The organism is Moritella viscosa, from assembly GCF_900120065.1.
In the GTDB taxonomy this organism is placed as follows: Bacteria; Pseudomonadota; Gammaproteobacteria; order Enterobacterales; family Moritellaceae; genus Moritella; species Moritella viscosa.
In genome coordinates this window covers 18,188-36,555 of the sequence record NZ_FPLG01000034.1, presented here as the reverse complement: position 1 = coordinate 36,555, position 18,368 = coordinate 18,188, and the positions used below count along the sequence as shown (strand labels likewise).

At 38.8% G+C, this 18,368-nt stretch carries 19 protein-coding genes and 2 pseudogenes; 5 read left to right on the top strand and 16 right to left on the bottom strand.

Going from position 1 to position 18,368, the window contains the following annotated elements; genetic code table 11:
- Window positions 1-35: 35 nt before the first annotated feature.
- Entirely contained in the window at window positions 36-791 is a 756-nt protein-coding gene (locus BT797_RS05085) for an MBL fold metallo-hydrolase (RefSeq protein WP_045109739.1), read from the top strand.
- A 35-nt stretch (window positions 792-826) separates the two neighbouring features.
- Here BT797_RS05085 and BT797_RS05080 read toward each other — a convergent pair whose 3' ends face one another.
- The 3 genes from BT797_RS05080 to BT797_RS05070 all read right to left on the bottom strand — a co-directional run bounded on the left by BT797_RS05080 (window position 827) and on the right by BT797_RS05070 (window position 2,604).
- Window positions 827-1,603, bottom strand: a complete 777-nt coding sequence (locus BT797_RS05080) for a M48 family metallopeptidase (protein WP_045109738.1) — start codon at window positions 1,601-1,603, stop codon at window positions 827-829.
- A gap of 104 nt (window positions 1,604-1,707) precedes the next feature.
- Window positions 1,708-1,902 (bottom strand): DUF4250 domain-containing protein, encoded by a 195-nt coding sequence (locus tag BT797_RS05075; protein WP_045109737.1) that lies wholly within the window; start codon window positions 1,900-1,902, stop codon window positions 1,708-1,710.
- Window positions 1,903-1,986: 84 nt separating this feature from the next.
- On the bottom strand, window positions 1,987-2,604 hold the full coding sequence (locus tag BT797_RS05070) for a tetratricopeptide repeat protein (RefSeq protein ID WP_045109736.1): 618 nt from the start codon (window positions 2,602-2,604) through the stop codon (window positions 1,987-1,989).
- 263 nt (window positions 2,605-2,867) lie between these two features.
- Here BT797_RS05070 and queC point away from each other — a divergent pair, with 263 nt between their 5' ends.
- Window positions 2,868-3,596 carry a 7-cyano-7-deazaguanine synthase QueC gene (gene queC / locus BT797_RS05065; RefSeq protein ID WP_075471252.1) on the top strand — a complete coding sequence of 243 codons (729 nt, stop codon included), beginning with the start codon at window positions 2,868-2,870 and terminating at the stop codon, window positions 3,594-3,596.
- A gap of 109 nt (window positions 3,597-3,705) precedes the next feature.
- Here queC and BT797_RS05060 read toward each other — a convergent pair whose 3' ends face one another.
- The 3 genes and pseudogenes from BT797_RS05060 to BT797_RS05055 form a co-directional block, all read right to left on the bottom strand.
- Window positions 3,706-4,968 carry an SLC5/6 family protein gene (locus BT797_RS05060; RefSeq protein ID WP_075471251.1) on the bottom strand — a complete coding sequence of 421 codons (1,263 nt, stop codon included), beginning with the start codon at window positions 4,966-4,968 and terminating at the stop codon, window positions 3,706-3,708.
- Window positions 4,969-5,255: 287 nt separating this feature from the next.
- A complete protein-coding gene (locus tag BT797_RS24695; RefSeq protein WP_367889024.1) occupies window positions 5,256-5,711 on the bottom strand; it encodes an AMP-binding enzyme in 456 nt (151 codons plus the stop codon).
- A gap of 45 nt (window positions 5,712-5,756) precedes the next feature.
- A pseudogene (locus BT797_RS05055) lies at window positions 5,757-6,874 on the bottom strand (AMP-binding protein); the annotation flags it as partial.
- Window positions 6,875-7,170: 296 nt separating this feature from the next.
- Between BT797_RS05055 and BT797_RS05050 the strand changes: the two are divergent.
- Window positions 7,171-7,998 (top strand): AraC family transcriptional regulator, encoded by an 828-nt coding sequence (locus tag BT797_RS05050; protein WP_045109733.1) that lies wholly within the window; start codon window positions 7,171-7,173, stop codon window positions 7,996-7,998.
- Here the strand turns inward: BT797_RS05050 and BT797_RS05045 are convergent, their stop codons facing one another.
- The gene (locus BT797_RS05045) at window positions 7,999-8,343 is read right to left on the bottom strand and encodes a hypothetical protein (protein ID WP_045109732.1); all 345 of its coding nucleotides are present in this window, start codon (window positions 8,341-8,343) and stop codon (window positions 7,999-8,001) included.
- Window positions 8,344-8,583: 240 nt separating this feature from the next.
- Between BT797_RS05045 and BT797_RS05040 the strand changes: the two genes are divergently transcribed.
- A complete protein-coding gene (locus tag BT797_RS05040; protein ID WP_075471250.1) occupies window positions 8,584-9,255 on the top strand; it encodes a LysE family translocator in 672 nt (223 codons plus the stop codon).
- A gap of 64 nt (window positions 9,256-9,319) precedes the next feature.
- On the opposite strand, the gene BT797_RS05035 is transcribed toward BT797_RS05040, so the two are convergent.
- The 3 genes and pseudogenes from BT797_RS05035 to trpS all read right to left on the bottom strand — a co-directional run bounded on the left by BT797_RS05035 (window position 9,320) and on the right by trpS (window position 11,297).
- Window positions 9,320-9,778: a GNAT family N-acetyltransferase gene (locus tag BT797_RS05035; RefSeq protein WP_075471249.1), complete on the bottom strand. Its 459-nt coding sequence runs from the start codon at window positions 9,776-9,778 to the stop codon at window positions 9,320-9,322.
- A 135-nt stretch (window positions 9,779-9,913) separates the two neighbouring features.
- Window positions 9,914-10,225, bottom strand: a complete 312-nt coding sequence (locus BT797_RS05030) for a cupin domain-containing protein (protein WP_045109729.1) — start codon at window positions 10,223-10,225, stop codon at window positions 9,914-9,916.
- Between the two features lie 13 nt (window positions 10,226-10,238).
- A pseudogene (trpS, locus tag BT797_RS05025) lies at window positions 10,239-11,297 on the bottom strand (tryptophan--tRNA ligase).
- A gap of 265 nt (window positions 11,298-11,562) precedes the next feature.
- Between trpS and BT797_RS05020 the strand changes: the two are divergent.
- Entirely contained in the window at window positions 11,563-12,519 is a 957-nt protein-coding gene (locus BT797_RS05020; protein ID WP_075471248.1) for a D-2-hydroxyacid dehydrogenase, read from the top strand.
- On the opposite strand, the gene BT797_RS05015 is transcribed toward BT797_RS05020, so the two are convergent.
- The 6 genes from BT797_RS05015 to BT797_RS04990 all read right to left on the bottom strand — a co-directional run bounded on the left by BT797_RS05015 (window position 12,516) and on the right by BT797_RS04990 (window position 18,306).
- The gene (locus BT797_RS05015) at window positions 12,516-13,463 is read right to left on the bottom strand and encodes an FAD:protein FMN transferase (RefSeq protein ID WP_082293672.1); all 948 of its coding nucleotides are present in this window, start codon (window positions 13,461-13,463) and stop codon (window positions 12,516-12,518) included. The genes BT797_RS05020 and BT797_RS05015 overlap by 4 nt on opposite strands.
- A 36-nt stretch (window positions 13,464-13,499) precedes the next feature.
- On the bottom strand, window positions 13,500-14,768 hold the full coding sequence (locus BT797_RS05010; RefSeq protein ID WP_075471247.1) for a DUF3570 domain-containing protein: 1,269 nt from the start codon (window positions 14,766-14,768) through the stop codon (window positions 13,500-13,502).
- Entirely contained in the window at window positions 14,759-14,971 is a 213-nt protein-coding gene (locus BT797_RS05005) for a DUF4266 domain-containing protein (protein WP_045109725.1), read from the bottom strand. Before BT797_RS05005 ends, BT797_RS05010 begins: the two co-directional genes overlap by 10 nt.
- 43 nt (window positions 14,972-15,014) lie before the next feature.
- The gene (locus BT797_RS05000) at window positions 15,015-15,530 is read right to left on the bottom strand and encodes a TlpA family protein disulfide reductase (RefSeq protein ID WP_075471246.1); all 516 of its coding nucleotides are present in this window, start codon (window positions 15,528-15,530) and stop codon (window positions 15,015-15,017) included.
- A gap of 288 nt (window positions 15,531-15,818) precedes the next feature.
- Window positions 15,819-17,411, bottom strand: a complete 1,593-nt coding sequence (locus BT797_RS04995) for a heme acquisition protein HasA (RefSeq protein WP_170860718.1) — start codon at window positions 17,409-17,411, stop codon at window positions 15,819-15,821.
- The gene (locus BT797_RS04990) at window positions 17,389-18,306 is read right to left on the bottom strand and encodes an RCC1 domain-containing protein (RefSeq protein ID WP_075471244.1); all 918 of its coding nucleotides are present in this window, start codon (window positions 18,304-18,306) and stop codon (window positions 17,389-17,391) included. Before BT797_RS04990 ends, BT797_RS04995 begins: the two co-directional genes overlap by 23 nt.
- Window positions 18,307-18,368: the final 62 nt, after the last annotated feature.

The window sequence follows — 18,368 nt, the reverse complement described above, 5'->3', positions numbered from 1 at the left end:
AGCCAAATAACTAAACACGAAAAGAAGTATTGTTTATGCAGATACACCACATTGAAGGCTATATTCAAACGATTCTATTAGTTGAATACCCAGACAAGTTATTGTTACTTGATGGCGGCTGTCGATGTGATGTCCCTGTAATCAAAACCTTCATTACCGAAACACTGCAACGTGAAATCAGTGACTTAAAATTAGTATTAGTATCACATATGCACCCTGACCATGCTGGTGGAGCGCACTTATTACGTAAACGATTTGGTTGTAAAATTGCGTCAGTTGATTTTGAACGTCAGTGGTATCAAGGGTTTAATGGGCGTGTTGGCCATGCTATTGATGTGATGTTGGCGTTATATGTCGCCCGCCGCAAAGGTAAAAAAATCAAAAATATTTATTATCATCCACATCTACAACCCGATATCATTTTATACGACAAAACCAATGTTCCTGACTTTAACGACTGGATTGTGCATTTTACCCCAGGGCATACCGATCGGGATCTGTCTTTTTTACATCAGCCAACACAACAAATGTATGTAGGGGATATGATCTTAAAACTAAAAAACAAGTTCACCTCACCCTTTCCTATCTATCAGCCCAAGGCCTATAAGCAGTCACTCAACAAACTATTGCAACTTAACATCAGCAAGATATTTATGGCACACGATGGTTTCTCTGAGATCACGCCTAAAGACATTCAGCAATTAATTACAAAAAGTACCAACCGACCATTAACTGTAGAAAAAGTAATTAAGCACAAATTTAAAAGCTTCATTTTTAATAAAAAAACGTAAATATTACGGTGTTAGAAGCATGACTTATTTGCCTATCAATATTTACAGCTCAGTTCTTTCGGTCGACGATATTCAGCAGGTAGTTTCGCGATTGCCTTACGTAAAGCTTTAATTCGAGTATCGTGTGATGGGTGAGTTGATAGAAGCTCAGGAGGTTGTTTACCGCCTGATGCGGCTGCCATATTACGCCATAACGTAACACTTTCTTCTGGATCAAAACCCGCTTTCGCCATCAATTCTAAACCGACAACGTCTGCTTCAGATTCTTGTGTACGTCCATACGGTAACACCACGCCATATTGCAGCCCTAAACCTAGCGCTTGCATTGCCGTCTCTCTGTACTCTTGATTTTGTAATGCGTAATCCGTCATCTGCAGACCAAAGTTGCTGATCTTTGATTGTGATAAACGTTCGTTACTGTGATTGGCAGTGACGTGAACAATTTCATGCCCCATTACGGCCGCTAATTGCGAGGGGGTTTTCGCTACTTTTAACAATCCGGTATACACACCGATATGACCGCCCGGCAGGGCAAAGGCATTAACTTGTGGACTATCAAAAATAACCACGTCCCAGTTCGTTGGTTGATCGACATAATGCGTCAATGTATCAGTAATACATTGCACGTAATTGTTCAGCTTAGGATCGGTATTGATTTTTTCTTGCTGCTTAATTTGTTCAAATGATTGAACGCCAAGCTGTGACATATCACCCGATGAATACAATAACACTTGATTTCGTCCCGTTGGCGATGCTGTACACCCGACAACTAACGATGATAATACGACTAAAGGTAAGATTTTTTTAAACATACGCCCTCCTTATTGGCTTCTCTGGTTTGATAATATATCGATTATCATAGCGCCAGTATAAGGATGCCTCTACAAATAGTAAAATACTAACGATCGTCGCTTGGCTAAAAACTTTTAAACTGATTCGTTTTTGTATCGTAATGATAACCAAGCGTATCTAATTTATTCGCGAGGGCTTCGCTAGGCATATCATAAGATGCAGAAAGATCGTGCAGGTCGGTACATTCTAGTCGTAGTTTTTCGTTAACAATACCCAATAATATCGCGGTATCCATTTGTTCAAAATTACTTAAATCCATCTTCATCACCTATCAATCATATGCTGATAAGTTAAGTTTAGAAGAGTGAGTAAGATTCCACAGGTAGTGTTAACATTTAATTTTTTATGATGATTTTTTAAACCAATTACTAATAAAAGCAAAACGGGTTTTCTTACGTTGTTCAAATTTTTCTAAAACAGTTTCATCAGTCCACTGTTCCGACATTTTACGTGCATTATCAAGCGCTTTACGATCCATTTTACCTTCGATCATTTTTAGGGCTTTCTTCACGTCTTTGCTGTTTTCACCATTTAACTCTGCAGCATAAAGCCACGCATAACCTAAACCATAATGTTGCTGAATACCTTCAGCATAGGCATACATCATACCCAATTGTACTTGCGCAGCTAAATGACGTTTACGTGCTGCTTCTGCATATAACTTAAACGCTTGTTTTTTATCTGATTCAGTACCTAAACCGTGAAAAAACATAGTAGCTAGATTACACTCTGCTGCTGACACTTCATATTTAATCACTTCGGCAGAAAAAGCATTCGGATTACTGGTAAACGAACGCACTGCGATACAGTACCAATAAAAAGCATCTTCATAAGAACCTCGTGCATAAAACATATCCGCAGCAGCCAACTGAGAGAAGGGACTCCCTTGCTCGGCTTCTGCCACGATTTGTAAACGAGGATCTCGCGGTTCTACTCGCGCATTTTCGATATTGTCTGACATGCTTGTACTTACCAATAAAAACAAAAAGCCAGCAAAGCCGACTTATACATAAAATTGAATACTGTATATATAAATATCACTATGTTTTTATACAGCAGTTATTACATTCTACCGAAACAAAATCCTCCTGCATAGGTGCTATTACATCGTTTTTTTTTAACCACTGGCAGGTAATTGTTTAAGCGATTTAAACAACCGGTTTAACCTTGTTTGAATATACCTGTGCTATTATCGCCTCATTAGAATAGATTAAAGGACAAAAAATGTCACAGCAGACAGCAAACAAAGCGGTATTAGTATTCAGTGGTGGTCAGGATAGTACTACCTGTTTAGTTGATGCATTACAACGTTATGACAGCGTAGACTGTATTACCTTTGATTATGGCCAGCGTCATAGCCAAGAGATCGAGGTAGCGAAAAAAACAGCAGCGCATTTCGGTATAAATAATCATAAAATTATCAATGTTGATCTGCTTAGTGAATTAGCGATTAGTTCGCTAACACGTGACGACATCGCGGTATCTCACGAACTAATGGATAACGGCTTACCAAATTCGTTTGTACCGGGTCGCAATATCTTATTCATGACGCTTGCGAGTATTTATGCTTATCAAGTCGGTGCGAATACGGTTATTACCGGTGTGTGTGAAACTGATTTTTCTGGCTACCCAGATTGCCGAGATGAGTTTATCAAGTCTATTAATCAAGCTTGTAATCTAGGTATGGCTAAAGATTTTAAATTTGAAACACCATTAATGTGGTTGAACAAAGCAGAAACATGGGCACTTGCAGACCTGCATGATGAACTTGATTTTGTTACTCATCAATCACTGACTTGTTATAACGGGGTTGTGGGTAAAGGTTGTGGCGACTGCCCGGCCTGTCTATTACGTAATAATGGTTTAAATGATTATCTAACCAATAAAACCATGCATATCACGGCACTAAAAGAAAAACTACCGCGTTTAGCTAGTACTCAAGCCAAGTCATAATAGCGCTTTAATAAGTAAGCCAGAACTCAATTGTACGTTCTACTTAGACACATGCAATTGAGTCCTTTTCCGCGAAACTAAAAGCGCCTTATCTTGTTATGCGCAGCCTTTACAAAAAGACGTTAAATAGTAGTGCTGAGATTGCAATCAATCCCATGATTGTAACGAAAATATTACTTAAGGCACCACGGTATTTAGCCAATGCTTCAACTTTAGATACCGCGTACATAGGCATCACAAACAAGATCATCGCAATAACCGGCCCCGAAAATATTTCCATCATATTTAAAATACTTGGGTTCATTACTGACACAATCCAGATACTGATAAACAGTATAAAAATAGTCAGCTTGTTAGTCGCTGTAGGCGTCATGTTTACTTGCTTACGTATCAAACCATTTAAGCCTTCACGAGCACCTAAGAAATGCCCAAAAAATGAAGATGTAATGGCAATGAAGGCAATTAACGGACCTAAAGAAGCAATTAAAGCATTGTCTTTCACATTTGCAAGATACGATAAAACAGATATATTTTGTACTTTAGCTTCCAACGACTGCGCTGGTGTTAGGCTAAACACACAGGAGAAAACAAAAAATACGACGAACGAAATAAGCATGATTGACGTACGTTTAAGGATCTGTTCTGACTTCTCCCCAGCTTGTTTACCATAATGGCGCTTTTGTGCCGTGGAAAAGCTAGAGATAGCTGCTGCATGACTAAACGCAAATACAGTGACAGGCACTGCTAACCATAATGTACGCGAGAACTCACCCATATCCGTCACCATCGATATGTTAGGCACTTGCCAATCTTGGATCATGTAAATTGACAGCCCCGCAAGAATAAACACCAATGGATAAACGATGATCTCAAACGCTTTGAGTACTAACCTCTCTCCCCCCATCATCACACTCACCATGCCAGCAACCAATATACCGGATAACAACACACGTGAAGGAGATGCTAAGCCAAGTTGATTAACGATAAAGCTATCGACAGTATTAGTTAACCCAACACCATAAATAAGTAAGATAGGATAAATAGATAAGAAATACAGAATAGAGATAACACGACCCGCATTGTGACCAAAATGTTCTTCAACAACATCGGTAAAATCAGCCTCGGGATTATTCGAGGACAGTACAAATCGAGATAAACCTCTATGCGCAAAAAAAGTCATCGGACCCGCGAGCAATGCCATTATTATAAGCGGCCAGAATCCACCAGCCCCTATATTGATAGGTAAAAATAATATGCCGGCCCCTACCGCAGTACCAAATAAGCTAATCGTCCACTTGGTATCATGGACACTCCAACTGCCAGAATCTGAATCAACTTGAGAATGAGATTGACTACTCTTAATATTTAACACGTATTAATCCTTGATATATCGAACGCAGTTTATTTATCCACACTCAAACTTAAATATGGATAACTCAACTGCTTAAAGCCTAAAAATCAGTGATATGCACAATACATAGGCTTCATATTGATGTAAAGTATTGTTAACCATAATACAACATAGGTCACATCAAATTTACATACTTATAGGTATAAACACACATATGGCTATGAAATAACAGCATAATAGTGGGTGCGACATTTGAGTGAAATGGTTAAAGTACCAATCATGGCAGGGCTGATGACGACATAATGTCTTTATGCAAAGCTATCCTCATTTTCCATAATCAAATTATTTGCCCGTTCTCGTAATAGGAATTTTTGGATCTTACCTGTCGATGTTTTTGGTAACTCCCCAAATACAATGGTTTTTGGTGTTTTAAAATGCGCCATATTATCACGACAAAAGAGTATGATTTCTTGCTTCGTAATATCGACATGTGGCATTGAGGTAATAAAAGCACAAGGTGTTTCACCCCATTTTTCATCCTTTTTTGCCACAACTGCGACATCTTGTATTTTTGGATGGTGATAGAGAATGTCCTCAACTTCAATACTCGAAATATTTTCACCGCCAGAAATAATGACATCTTTGGATCGATCTTTAATCTCGACATAACCATCTTCGTGCCATACGGCTAAATCACCCGAGTGGAACCAGTCTCCGGCAAAAGCCGCTTGTGTTGTCGCAGGGTTTTTCAGGTACCCTTTCATTACCAAATTACCACGCATAAAAATTTCACCTATTGCTTTGCCATCTTTTGCTACAGGCTCTAGCGTAATAGGATCAGCAACCATTAGTTCATCAAGCAAAGGTGAACGAACACCTTGGCGTGATTTTAAACGTGCTTGTTGCTCACTGGTTTTATCATTCCATTCATCGTGCCATGCACAAACAACAGAAGGACCATACGTTTCTGTTAGTCCATAAACATGCGTCACTTTAAAGCCTGACGCTTCCATCCCCTCAATCACAGATGCAGGTGGTGGCGCCCCTGCGGTCATCACTTTTACTTCATGTTCAATACCCATTTTAAGTGATTCATCCGCGCCATTAAGCATATTTAATACAATCGGAGCACCACAAAAATGTGTCACTGTTTCAGCTCTAATTAAATCATAAATAGCATCTGCACGAACATGGCGGACACTGACACTTACGCCGGCTGTAGCAGCAATCGCCCATGGAAAACACCAACCATTACAATGAAACATGGGTAACGTCCATAAATACACAGGATGTGCGCCCATTTCCCACGATAATGATAAACAACGCCTTTTGGATCACCCGTTGTGCCCGAGGTATAATTAAGTGAAATAGCATCCCATTCATTATCAGGTCTTACCCAAGTAAAATCGTCATCACCTTCCGCTAAGAATTACTCATACGTTAAGTCACCGATAAATTCACCGCCATCAAATGCCGGATCATCAATATCAATCACCAACGGTTTATTAACCAACTTATTTATTGCTTGCTGGACAACAGTGCTGAACTCACGGTCAGTGATTAACACCTTGGTTTCCGCATGTGTAAGAATAAATGCTATCGATTCAGCATCTAGACGAGTGTTAATTGAATTCAATACAGCACCTGACATGGGTACTGAAAAATGCGCTTCAAAGTGCTCATTAATATTCGGAGCGATGATCGACACGGTATCCCCTTTACCGATACCACGTTGACTCAACGCACTAGCAAAACGGCAGCAGCGTTGGTATACATCTGACCATGTATGGCGAATGTCGCCATTCAACGTCGCGGTATGGTTTGGATAAACAAATACAGAACGTTCTAAAAAAGAAATGGGGGTTAATGCTGCATAATTTGCGTTGGTAATAGGTAGATTTTGCTCAAAAATATTATTTGATTGCATATTCCCTTGCAGTTGATTTCGCATAACTTCAGATATTGACATAAATAGCGTTCCTTCTATTATTTATGATGACGCTGTAATACCTACAGCGCCTAAATAAGGACCATGACACCAAAACGAGACAGTTACACTGCAATTTTAAAGCAAAGGTTATATCTGTGATATTCAGCGTTTAAAGATGGATTAATCTTGCCCTATACAAAAATAATTTTTATGCAATTATTTACTATCACCGCTAATACGGCACTGTTAATATGAAGATTAAGGTGATGTGGTTGATGATATAGGTAAATACGATGGGACAAGAAAAAATTGAATACTGGCATAACCCTGTATTACCCAATATAGAACTAAGCTCAGCGAATTTTGAAAATTTTTCTTTCGAACCGCACATTCATCTTGATTATCACATTGGTATTGTAACCAGTGGTTGCCAGCAATATCTACATAAGGGCAAGCAATACCACCTTGCTCCTGGGTTTATCTCTACGTTAAACCCAGACGAAGCACACAATGGCGAGAACATTACGTTTGGTGGTTATCAATCACATGTAATGGCATTACCAGTTGATTATGTTAACGAGATTAGCCGAGAAATGAACCAGGCTGAAACCTTTTTTAATGCGCCAATTATCAACAACCCGACACTATCGCATGCTTTCTTACACTTACATAAGCTCTTAACCACAGAGCAAGATGCTTCTGTACAACTGCAGATAGAAACAACTATGATGGCGTTCATCACAGAATTGTTTATCCATAATGGTGGGGTTCCGACACAGCAGCACGTATCAATCAAGCAGCTATCAACGCAGCAGCTAGATTATATTAAAGCACTATTCCACGATGAACCCGGACAGTCATTTCAGTTAGATGAGTTAGCGCAGCAACTTGATTTAAGTAAATTTCAATTTTTACGTCAGTTTAAACAGTCGATGGGAATAACACCGCATGCATATTTAAAAAGAGTACGATTAGAGTATGCGAAAAAGGCGTTAATGAAAGGCGGTAATGTGTCAGATGTTGCTTATCAGGTTGGTTTTTTCGATCAAAGCCATTTTAATAAAGCGTTCAAGAATGCCTACCTTATTACCCCATCCCACTTTCAACGTCGTGTACTTTAGTTATTTAACTGCACGAGAACCGCTCTCACATTTTTCAGTGTTCACAAATTTATTCCAACATAAGAAAGTAATCAATGAGATAAATATGACCGCTGAAGACAGCACAATATAACCAAAAAAGTATGTTGACCATTCTCTCTTAATATCAATCCAGCCTAGCCAATCATTAATTAACATGAGGGGTATAGATAATAAGCCAAAAATAATAAAAGAATATTGAAGCATTAATTGTCGACGGTCTTCACGAGAGGGTTCATTCGCACTGTCATTATTACATCCCTCACAAATACTTGTGTTGGTCTCTAATTCCTCTTTGTCTAATTTACATCTTGTCGTATTAGTCATTACTGATATCCATTATTTTCCCTAATAGATCCCAATGGTAATGAGATTCATTATCATTTGATACAGTGTTGATTAATTTACTTGATCATTATCACAAATAGACATAACTCATTTAGATGTATTAACAAGCTGTTATTATGTTGATTAATCAAGACAGGTACCGACTCTGCAATTTTTTCCTATAATCCTCGCTCTTCAACCAGCAAAATAGCGACAGAATTTACGTTTAAGGATTTATCAATGAACATAGAACTGTTGTTATCACTCGCTATTATTCACGCAGTTGCCTTAGTTAGCCCAGGTCCTGATTTTGCTTTAGTTGTCAGACTTGCAAGTCAAGAATCAAGAAGTACTGCTATTGCCTCTGCGGTTGGTATTTCAATTGCTATTTTAATTCATACAATCTTAAGTTTAACTGGGGTTAGTCTGATTATTAAAAGCTCACAAACGCTGTATACCATTGTGCAAATGGTTGGCGCAGGTTATTTAGCATGGATGGGATTTAGTGCGGTAAAAGGATCACTGCAACATTGGAAAGCAAAAGTATCAGTGAATAGTAGCCCATTTAAATTAAATCAATTAACGCCAAAACAAGGCTTCATGCAAGGGCTCTGGACTAACCTGTTAAACCCCAAAGCGATGGTGTTTTTCATTATTTTATTCTCAGCCATGATCACCCCTGATGTTAGCTTTATCACTAAGCTATCAGCAACAGTCATTATGTTGGGATTATCCTTGATTTGGTTTGTCCTTATCGCATTGATTTTATCAAAACCGATGATCCAGCAACGTGTACAAAAGGCAGCGCCAGCAATCAACTTGTTTACCGGGCTGCTGTTTATGGCTGTATCAAGTGCAATTATGTATAACTTGCTTGAAGGCGTTATGGTACTTAGTGAAAGCGCTATTTAGATTGAAACTTAGCGCCTTGACCGTAACTTGGGCATATCGAGCTATGCTCAAGGCGACTAAATCATCAACCGAGTTCTTTAGTCATATATAAACTGTACGGATCTTCACGATAATCAGCGAAAGGGGCACATTCATTAAAACCAAAATCTCGATATAATTTTTGAGCAGGTATAAACGAATCAGGAGTACCAGTTTCTAAGCTAACAGTAGTAATACCTTGATTTTTTGCTGTAACCAAAATATGGGTTAATAATTTCCGAGCTACCCCTTGTCGAAGATAAGAGCGATCTGTGCGCATTGATTTTATCTCAACATGACCCGCCCCGATTACTTTCATCGCACCACAGCCGGCAAGATCACCATCAATCCACGCACTCCAAAAAGTCACTTCAGGCACTTTTAATCCGGTTAAATCTAACGCGTGTACACTTTCAGCAGGGGTATGCTCTAGCATGTCTTCATGATGCTCTTGTAATAAAAGGGCAACTTCTTTACCTTTTAAATCATCTATACGAATTTCCATTTCGACTATCCTTTATCATTAACTAACAACGAAGTAATAAATATTTTAACATCAATACCTTACTTTAGTATATCCATGATAAAAACTGATTTTAATACAGTGGACTTGTTTTAGAGTGCATATCTTATTTGTCCATCAATAATGTACAGCCAACCAAACAGTTTCCACATCAGGATCCGTCCACGCGACTTTATGCTTTTGGTGTGCAGGGATATTAAGGTAATCACCCGCTTTCAGCGTAATCGATGGTTTGTCATCAAAATCTATAATGGCACTGCCTGCAATAACGATCACCCATTCACTCTGCTCTTGATCATACCAACCAACATCAGGTGACGAGTGCCCTTTTGAGATAATGCGTTCAATTTTAACCTTCTCACTCGAGACCAAATCTTCAAATACTTCACTGCTGAGATCTGCGGGTATCGAATCGAAAATATTATTCATTTTAACAATCCTTTTAAAATAGGTTTAAGCCAAATGCACTTTTCACCTGCCGTAATACATCATTAGATTCATCTTGAGAACGTTCTGTTCCTGCTTTCAAAATAGAAATAAGCTGCGAACGATCAGCGACAAACTCAGCTCTACGCTGTCGGGTTGGTTTTAATAAATCCTGTAAGCATTCTTCCAGAATCTTCTTCACGGTGCCATCACCTAATCCACCAGCTGTATATTGTTCTTTTAAATTAGCAACGTACACCTGCTCTTGATGGAATGCATCTAAATAAGTAAATACCACATTCCCTTCAATTTGTCCCGGATCGCTCACGCGTAAATGATTCGGATCGGTATACATGGCTTTAACCGCTTTGGAGATCTCCTTTTCACTCGAACTTAGCATAATGGTGTTACCCATGGATTTAGACATTTTACTTTTACCATCGACACTAGGCAAACGTGAAACTTTACTTAACAATGGCTTACACTCAACCAAAATCTCTTGTTGGGCAATGTTATTTAGCTTTCTTACGATTTCATTGGTCTGTTCGATCATAGGTAATTGATCTTCCCCCACTGGTATTAATGTGGCTTTAAATGCAGTGATGTCAGCGGCCTGACTTATCGGGTATGTTAAGAAACCAGCAGGAATAGAGCGGCCAAATGATTTACTGTTAATCTCATTTTTAACCGTCGGATTACGCTCCAAACGAGCAATAGACACTAAGTTTGAGTAATACATTGTGAGTTCAGCCAAGGCTGGAATGGCGGACTGTAAACAAATAGTGGTTTTTAATGGATCGATACCGACAGCAAGATAGTCCGCGACAACATTTAAAATATTCGACGAGACTTTTTGTGGATTATGACCATTATCAGTGAGGCCCTGCATGTCAGCAACTAAGATAGTTTGCTCGTATTGATGCTGTAACTTTACACGCTACTGCAATGAACCGACAAAGTGGCCGAGATGCAAAGAACCCGTTGCACGATCGCCTGTGAGGATCTTTTCTCTAGTAGCATTATTTTGATTTGAATTAGGTGTTTGGTCTAAATGTAGTGATAGGTTATTTTCCATTGTATATCTCCAAAATAGATTACCGGAGACATACATACTTTATTCATCAGTTGCCATCCGGCGATCTGTGAACAAAAGTATTCAACACCGCTCTTATAAAAGAGAGTGCCACCAAGATGTTGTGATAAGTATAAAAATAGGTTTTAATTTCATGTATTAAAAATATCAGCCTGGACAAATTAGTACAAGCGTTATTTCAATCTACTTTCAACCTTAATCATTAATATTAACTATCAATCTTAACTATCAAATTGGACTTGTTTACATGGATACTATTGTCTTTCTCGACCGCTCTACGATCCCAGAACACATTACGATCCCTAAACCTGATGTTGATTGCCAATGGCATGAGTATGCGACAACAACATCGGAGCAAGTGATTAAACGGCTGCAAGATGCAAGCATTGTCATTACTAATAAAGTCATTTTAAATACGCAGGTATTAAGTCAGTGCCCACAATTAAAAATGATTGCCGTAGCGGCGACTGGCACCAACAACATTGATTTAGGTTATTGTCGTCAGCACAACATCACCGTCAGTAACATCCAAGGCTATGCCACCAACTCCGTACCAGAACATGTATTAGCCATGATGTTTGCACTAAAACGAAATCTTGTCGGTTACCATCAAGATATTCAAGCCGGTGTTTGGCAGCAGCAAAAGCAGTTCTGCTTTTTTAGCCACCCCATTTCTGATATTGCGGGCTCTACGATTGGTATTATTGGTAAAGGTAGCCTCGGTAATGCTGTTGCAACATTGGCTAGAGCACTAGGTATGACAGTACTTTTTGCTGAACGCAAAGGGGCGAATGAGTGTCGTAAAGGCTACAGCCCATTTGAATTTGTCTTACAACAAGCGGATGTACTGACACTGCATTGCCCACTTGCAGAACAAACGCACAATATCATCGGCAGTGACGAATTTAAGCTAATGAAGAGTACGAGCATTTTGATTAACGCGGGACGTGGTGGTCTGGTTGATGAGGTGGCGTTAGTGGAGGCATTATATAGCCAACAAATTGCTGGCGCAGGTGTTGATGTATTTACCCAAGAGCCTGCTGATGATAATAATCCCCTAATCGCTAATGCACATCTGCCTAATCTTATATTAACACCGCATGTCGCTTGGGGATCAGACTCTGCAATTCAAACATTATCTAACCAGCTTATTGCCAATATAAATGCCTTTATTGCAGGAACGCCACAAAACCAGTGTAGTTAGTCAGACAACCAATAACGGCAATCTTGCGCTTTCAAGAAGTCTTCAGCAAACTCGCCTTGTAATAACGCAATGGTTGCCAACATGCCCGCTTGCACACAGTTTTGGGCATAGACAGTAACTTGAGCTGGGCCACCAGTAATGGGATAGCCTGTCTTGGGGTTGAGGATATGACCATAACGTTGGCCATCGACTTCAATATAGCGCTGACTATCACCACTACTTGCAAGGCCTCCTTGGGCTAAGCTAACCATAAGCTTACTTTCACCAAGATGCTGTGGATCTTCTATCGCGACTTGCCAAGCGTCACCATTACTGCGTGATTTATTGACATAAATATCACCACCCAAATTAACCAAAAATGCACTATTCGTTTGTTGTTGCTGTAATAGCTGCGCAACTTTATCGACCGCGTATTCTTTACCAATACCACCCAAGTCAATTTTCATGTCTTTAGGTAAACGTAATAGCGGTTCATTCCAGTTTGCTTTTTGCCAACCAATATTCGGTAATAGCGCTTTAATATTAGCGTCATTGGGGAGTTGAGTTTGTTGCTTAAAATGCCAGAGTTTACCTAATACACCAGAGCTGATATCAAATAAACCATCACTGAGTTGAAAACATAAATCAGCTAAATTAATAAGCCGTGTCGTTTCTTCATCTACCGAGATGGTTTCATCAGCAGAGCTATTAAGGCGGGCAATAATATTGTCATCACGAAAACGACTGTATTTTAGTTCAATGCGTTTTGCTTCTGCATATGCTTGCGCAGTAAGGCTATACGCTTGAGCTTCATCTAGGTTATCTAATAAGATCTGACAAGGACTGGCCATGACGGTAAACTCACCGAGCCAATAGCCTGATTTTCGTTTTAAGGTAAAGGCTTTTTTTGAAGTACCGCCTTGCTGTAAAGCGCTGTCTTTGTTTAATAGATCGTCTTTTTTCAAATCTTGTACCTGCTCATATAGACATTAAAAACGGTATTAGAAGCGATAGAAACTCTGCAGTATGATGGCGCTTTTATCTGGATAAAGATCTAATCCCGCCATACCAGTCCCTTTAGCCAGAGAATCATCACCCGATACCTGAGTAAGGTAATATTCAAGCCGCACACTGAACTCATTACCCGCAATCGGGAAACCATATTTAAGCCCAATGGTATAAGTTTGTAACTCACCCAAACGATAATCGGCAGTCATATATTCCGGTATTGGCTGGCCTTCATCAAGATAGACACGATAAAAATCAACCGCTTGCTGGCTATAATAACGGAGATGCGGTTCAATAAAATATTGATTTAAAAGTTGAACTCGCCATTTACTGTCAATGGTATGTGAGGTTATTCCCCAATCATCCCAAAAATAACGATAACTAACATCAAGCACTTGGCCAGATGGCTGTATATTGTATTTAGTACGCCAAAATAAACTTTGCTTAGTGCGCTGATCGGGACGATTTTCATAAACATAATCATTCGCCCACCCATTACTATCAACCACCGACAAGATTTTAAAGGGGTCAGTTTGATAACCATTCACATCACTAATCGAATAGTTTAATTGCATCAATGTTTGACGATCAATAACTTGCGTTAAACCAAAGAGAAAATCAAGGGTTTGCTTGGTATCAGAGTCCGTTAAACGGTTGTTAGGATCATCAACCGAAACACCAGGATTTGGGATGCCACCTTCTGGGTCAATAGTATCGTAGGCATAAGCAAAACCGAAAGATGCAGTGGTATTACGCTTATTAAAATCACGCGCCAACGCACTATTGATTGACAAGGCAAGATAGTCATATTCTTTAGACAGATATACCCCACCAGAATACAACCAAAGGCGACTTAGCTGCTGTTGATATTGAGTACTAAGTGCAACCCGCGTATCATGAAAAGTATCATCAAGCGGTGTATCAGCTGCAGCCGTAGTGTAATTACCATTACCTGACGGGCGAGTAAATGTTTGCGCTTTATTTTGTACAACCGCGCCATTAGGTGAAGCACCAGTAAGTACATCAATAATGCCTTTAAGATTAATACTGCGCTCGTCATCAATTTGCTTAGTGAAGGAAAGAGCTCCCTCATAGGCTTGCACTTGATGATCACTCTCAGCATAAATCAACAGACCTGCATCAACATCCCAACTGTCGAATTCTGACGGTTGAGCTGTCACTGGCGCAGAAAGTACGCAGGTGGCTGCCGCGAGTGTAATCGAGATATTGGTAAAGATTGTACTGTTTCTTTTTAGTTGCATCCACACCCCCCACCAGCAAAATTACCGCCGCCACTCGAACCTTCTTTACTGAAATAAGTATGATCGTCAAACCCAATTTCCATCGGATTATCTGCAAGCTGCATTTCAGGTTTCGCTAACAAGTCTCGTTCCCAAGGCCTAACGCCAAGTGATGAACACGCAGTCAGACTCAATACACTAGCCAACAATAAAATCCGTCTCATAAGTCATCTCCACAACTAATTAACTCTCCAGTAACAGCTAGGTCTAAGGTAATAGCGACAAGATTTCAGCTTCGTATTTATCTAGCTCCGCCAATCTAAAGCCGATATGCTTATACACAATTTCGCCCTTCTTATTAAGTATAAACGAATTAGGCAATCCCATTATTTCATACTGCTCAGCGACAGCACCTTGCGGATCAAACGCGATAGTTAATTTGTTGGGGTAACGTTGCAAAAATTTGGTCGCTAAAATAGATTCTTGATCCATATTAATCGCTATCACTACAAAGCCTTTTTCACCATACTTTTCAACCATTTCATCCATCCACGGAAATGAACGAATACAGGGCGTACACCAAGATGCCCAAAAATCAACTAATACAACCTTTCCGCGGTAGTCTTCAAGATTCACTTGGGTATTATCGATACCAGGTAATGCAAATATCGGCGCTTGGCTGACCTTGCTTTCAGCAATAATCGTCGTGGAGAAAAGTAAACTGGTAACAACAGATACGGTAATAAAAAAAGAACTAATTCGATTATAGATACATGGATTCATAAGCTTATATCCCAAGAAGATGAGTAAGTATGCAGCTATAATAATGAAGTTAGCAGAAGATTAGTGAAAAAAATGTTGAAAATGGGATATAAAAAAACACTGACCGATGAAATCAATTAGTGTTCTCTTGAATGGATGGCGGAGGAGGAGAGATTTTAACTCTCGAGGAGCTATTAACCCCTACTGGTTTTCAAGTTTGACAAGAATTAGATAAAGGCTCGTTATCTTAACGGATAACGAGCCTTTATCTTTAGTTCTTTGTCTAGATACAGAACTATTTATACCAAATCATTTAACATTATAAACCATTGTTCCAGCTCTTGTAATCTCGGCATCAAGGTTAACACCTGCTTTAGTCAATGTTTTTGCCAATTCTGCAGTTTCACCTAGCATCAATCCATATACAATATTATGAACATCATTTTTTCCTGTAGAGCGATCAATGATACGACCTATTTTATTTGTCCCATTATTTATAAATGAAGATAAATTATCAATAATTAACATTGATGAATCTGTTGTCCATACATCTCCATTTGATTTATTTAATTTAACACCTAAATCTAGGCTGTCTAATTCACCATATAACGTGAAACTTGGTGAGCTGAAAAAAGTGAATTGTAATTTATAGCCATTTTTTGCTGATGCCACAAAAGCATTTGGTCCTGAAGTCGATGTTAGTCCAAATTGACTGCCTTCATATGAACCTGTTCCATTGAATGAACCACCCATATTTAACTTACTAAAAGTAATAGAGCCATCAAATGAAGTGAAGTAATCTTTCAAGGTGTTATTTTCGATACCATCTTTATTAAAATCGGTTTTAATAAAAGCATCGCTGAAAGTTAATTTAAGTGATTTTTTTGAAGTAGTTACAGTTTTAGGTATATGCCAATATAATGGAATATCGCCTGAATCTTTAACTAAAGCATCTAAATAAGATTGGCTAGAATCAAACTGTTGTAATGTTTCAATTGCTTTTTTAGCATTTGTACTTTGAGTTAATGGGTCTAGATGCTGTTGTTTTTCTATACCATCTTTTAGGCCATCACCATCACTATCAGATAATCCGGCTAAAGTACATGGTGGTAAACCACCATTTAGTTGGTAACCGCCACTCCCTAATGCATTAATACATACATCCATTTCTTCTTTATCTGATAGTCCATCATTATCCATATCATTGTTAGTGAGATAAGAAGCTTGTGTATTTAACTCATTTTTCACACTATTACTATCACCACCATTATGTTGGTCACCCCACGTAACAACGGTACCATCTGATTTTAAGGCAGCAAAGGCAGTATTTGTTGAAAAGATAGATATAACATCAGTTAATGTATTATTAAGCTTAGAGCTGTCACCACCTTCAGTCTTATTACCCCAAGTAACGACTGTACCATCTGATTTTAAGGCAGCAAATGCAGCATTATTTGAATAGATACTGATCACATCAATTAATTTATTTTTAAGTGTCGAATTGCTACTATTAATATTGTAGCCCCAAGTCACTACATCACCATTAGATTTTAAAGCGGCAAATGCAGTATTAGTTGAATAAATCGATATAACGTTATGTAAGTTACCACTCACCGTTGAACTGTCACCACCTTCTGCTTTATTACCCCAGGTCACTACATCGCCATTAGGTTTTAAAGCGGAAAATGCAGAATTAGTTGAATAAATAGAATTAATACCAGTTAATGGCGCTTTAATTGTTGAACCATTGCCACCTTCAGCTTTATTACCCCAAGTAAATATGGTTCCATCTTTTGTTAAAGCTGTAAAAGCGGAGTTGGTAGAGGAAATAGAGACAATATATTCAAGATAGCTACTGAAATAACCCATTAATGCGCTACTATCCCCCCCCAAATTTTCCATCTCCCCATGTTTTAACCGAACCATCTGATTTTAAAGCTGAAAAAGCCTTATTAGTAGAGAAAATATAGGCTACATCTGTCAGTTTTTTGGTTAGGTTATTACCAGCGTCCTTATTTCCCCAAGAAACCACGCTACCATCTGTCTTTAAGGCCGTAAATGCACTTTCAGTAGAAAAAATAGAGACGACATTTTTAAGTTCTTTAACTATTGAGCTACTATCCCCCCCATCAGAAGACTGGCCCCAAGTAATAACCGTTCCGTCAGATTTTAAGGCTGAAAATGCGGTATCTGTGGCGTAGATAGATACGATATCGGTAAGATCCTTTTTAATTTTACTACTATCACCGCCACACAGTGGGTTTCCCCAAGTAATAATTGTTCCGTCAGACTTCAATGCTACAAATGCAGTTTCATTTGAAAAAATAGAGACTACGTTAACGAGTGGGGTTGTAAGGTTAGAGATATCTCCACCTTCAGTTTTATTTCCCCAAGTAACTACGGTTCCATCAGACCTTAAAGCAGCAAATGCCGAGCTTGTTGAGAACACTGCACCAATAGCAGGAATTATATTAAGTTTTGCAACAAGGGCTTCAAGTAATTGACGTGAAATAATAGTTTTACTTTGATCTGCAGCTAACGCTTTTTCATATTTCGCTTTATTATTGGGATCATAATTCTTTATAGCCGCTATGATCCAATCCGTTGAAGATAACGATACAGCTGTATGTTTACCTGCTTGATCGAGTATTCGCTTTAATGCTTCTTCTTTTTTAGAAAGCTTAACCGATACAACAGGCGTAACTGATTTATTACTTAATGATGATGAATTATCACTACTATTACATCCTGTAAGCAGAATTGTTCCAGCTAAAGCTAAGACTACGGTTGTTTGCATTATTGAAAATGTCCTTTTAATATTGAAATTAAATATTAGGATTGCTTAATGTTTTTATAGAA

Bases quoted from the DNA above. Each gene is read 5' to 3' on its own strand.
- BT797_RS05085 (WP_045109739.1), top strand. From the start codon at position 36: ATGCAGATACACCACATTGAAGGCTATATTCAAACGATTCTATTAGTT.
- BT797_RS05080 (WP_045109738.1), bottom strand. From the start codon at position 1,603: ATGTTTAAAAAAATCTTACCTTTAGTCGTATTATCATCGTTAGTTGTC.
- BT797_RS05075 (WP_045109737.1), bottom strand. From the start codon at position 1,902: ATGGATTTAAGTAATTTTGAACAAATGGATACCGCGATATTATTGGGT.
- BT797_RS05070 (WP_045109736.1), bottom strand. From the start codon at position 2,604: ATGTCAGACAATATCGAAAATGCGCGAGTAGAACCGCGAGATCCTCGT.
- queC (WP_075471252.1), top strand. From the start codon at position 2,868: ATGTCACAGCAGACAGCAAACAAAGCGGTATTAGTATTCAGTGGTGGT.
- BT797_RS24695 (WP_367889024.1), bottom strand. From the start codon at position 5,711: ATGAAAGGGTACCTGAAAAACCCTGCGACAACACAAGCGGCTTTTGCC.
- BT797_RS05050 (WP_045109733.1), top strand. From the start codon at position 7,171: ATGGGACAAGAAAAAATTGAATACTGGCATAACCCTGTATTACCCAAT.
- BT797_RS05045 (WP_045109732.1), bottom strand. From the start codon at position 8,343: ATGACTAATACGACAAGATGTAAATTAGACAAAGAGGAATTAGAGACC.
- BT797_RS05040 (WP_075471250.1), top strand. From the start codon at position 8,584: ATGAACATAGAACTGTTGTTATCACTCGCTATTATTCACGCAGTTGCC.
- BT797_RS05035 (WP_075471249.1), bottom strand. From the start codon at position 9,778: ATGGAAATTCGTATAGATGATTTAAAAGGTAAAGAAGTTGCCCTTTTA.
- BT797_RS05030 (WP_045109729.1), bottom strand. From the start codon at position 10,225: ATGAATAATATTTTCGATTCGATACCCGCAGATCTCAGCAGTGAAGTA.
- BT797_RS05020 (WP_075471248.1), top strand. From the start codon at position 11,563: ATGGATACTATTGTCTTTCTCGACCGCTCTACGATCCCAGAACACATT.
- BT797_RS05010 (WP_075471247.1), bottom strand. From the start codon at position 14,768: ATGCAACTAAAAAGAAACAGTACAATCTTTACCAATATCTCGATTACA.
- BT797_RS05005 (WP_045109725.1), bottom strand. From the start codon at position 14,971: ATGAGACGGATTTTATTGTTGGCTAGTGTATTGAGTCTGACTGCGTGT.
- BT797_RS05000 (WP_075471246.1), bottom strand. From the start codon at position 15,530: ATGAATCCATGTATCTATAATCGAATTAGTTCTTTTTTTATTACCGTA.
- BT797_RS04995 (WP_170860718.1), bottom strand. From the start codon at position 17,411: ATGGAAAATTTGGGGGGGGATAGTAGCGCATTAATGGGTTATTTCAGT.
- BT797_RS04990 (WP_075471244.1), bottom strand. From the start codon at position 18,306: ATGCAAACAACCGTAGTCTTAGCTTTAGCTGGAACAATTCTGCTTACA.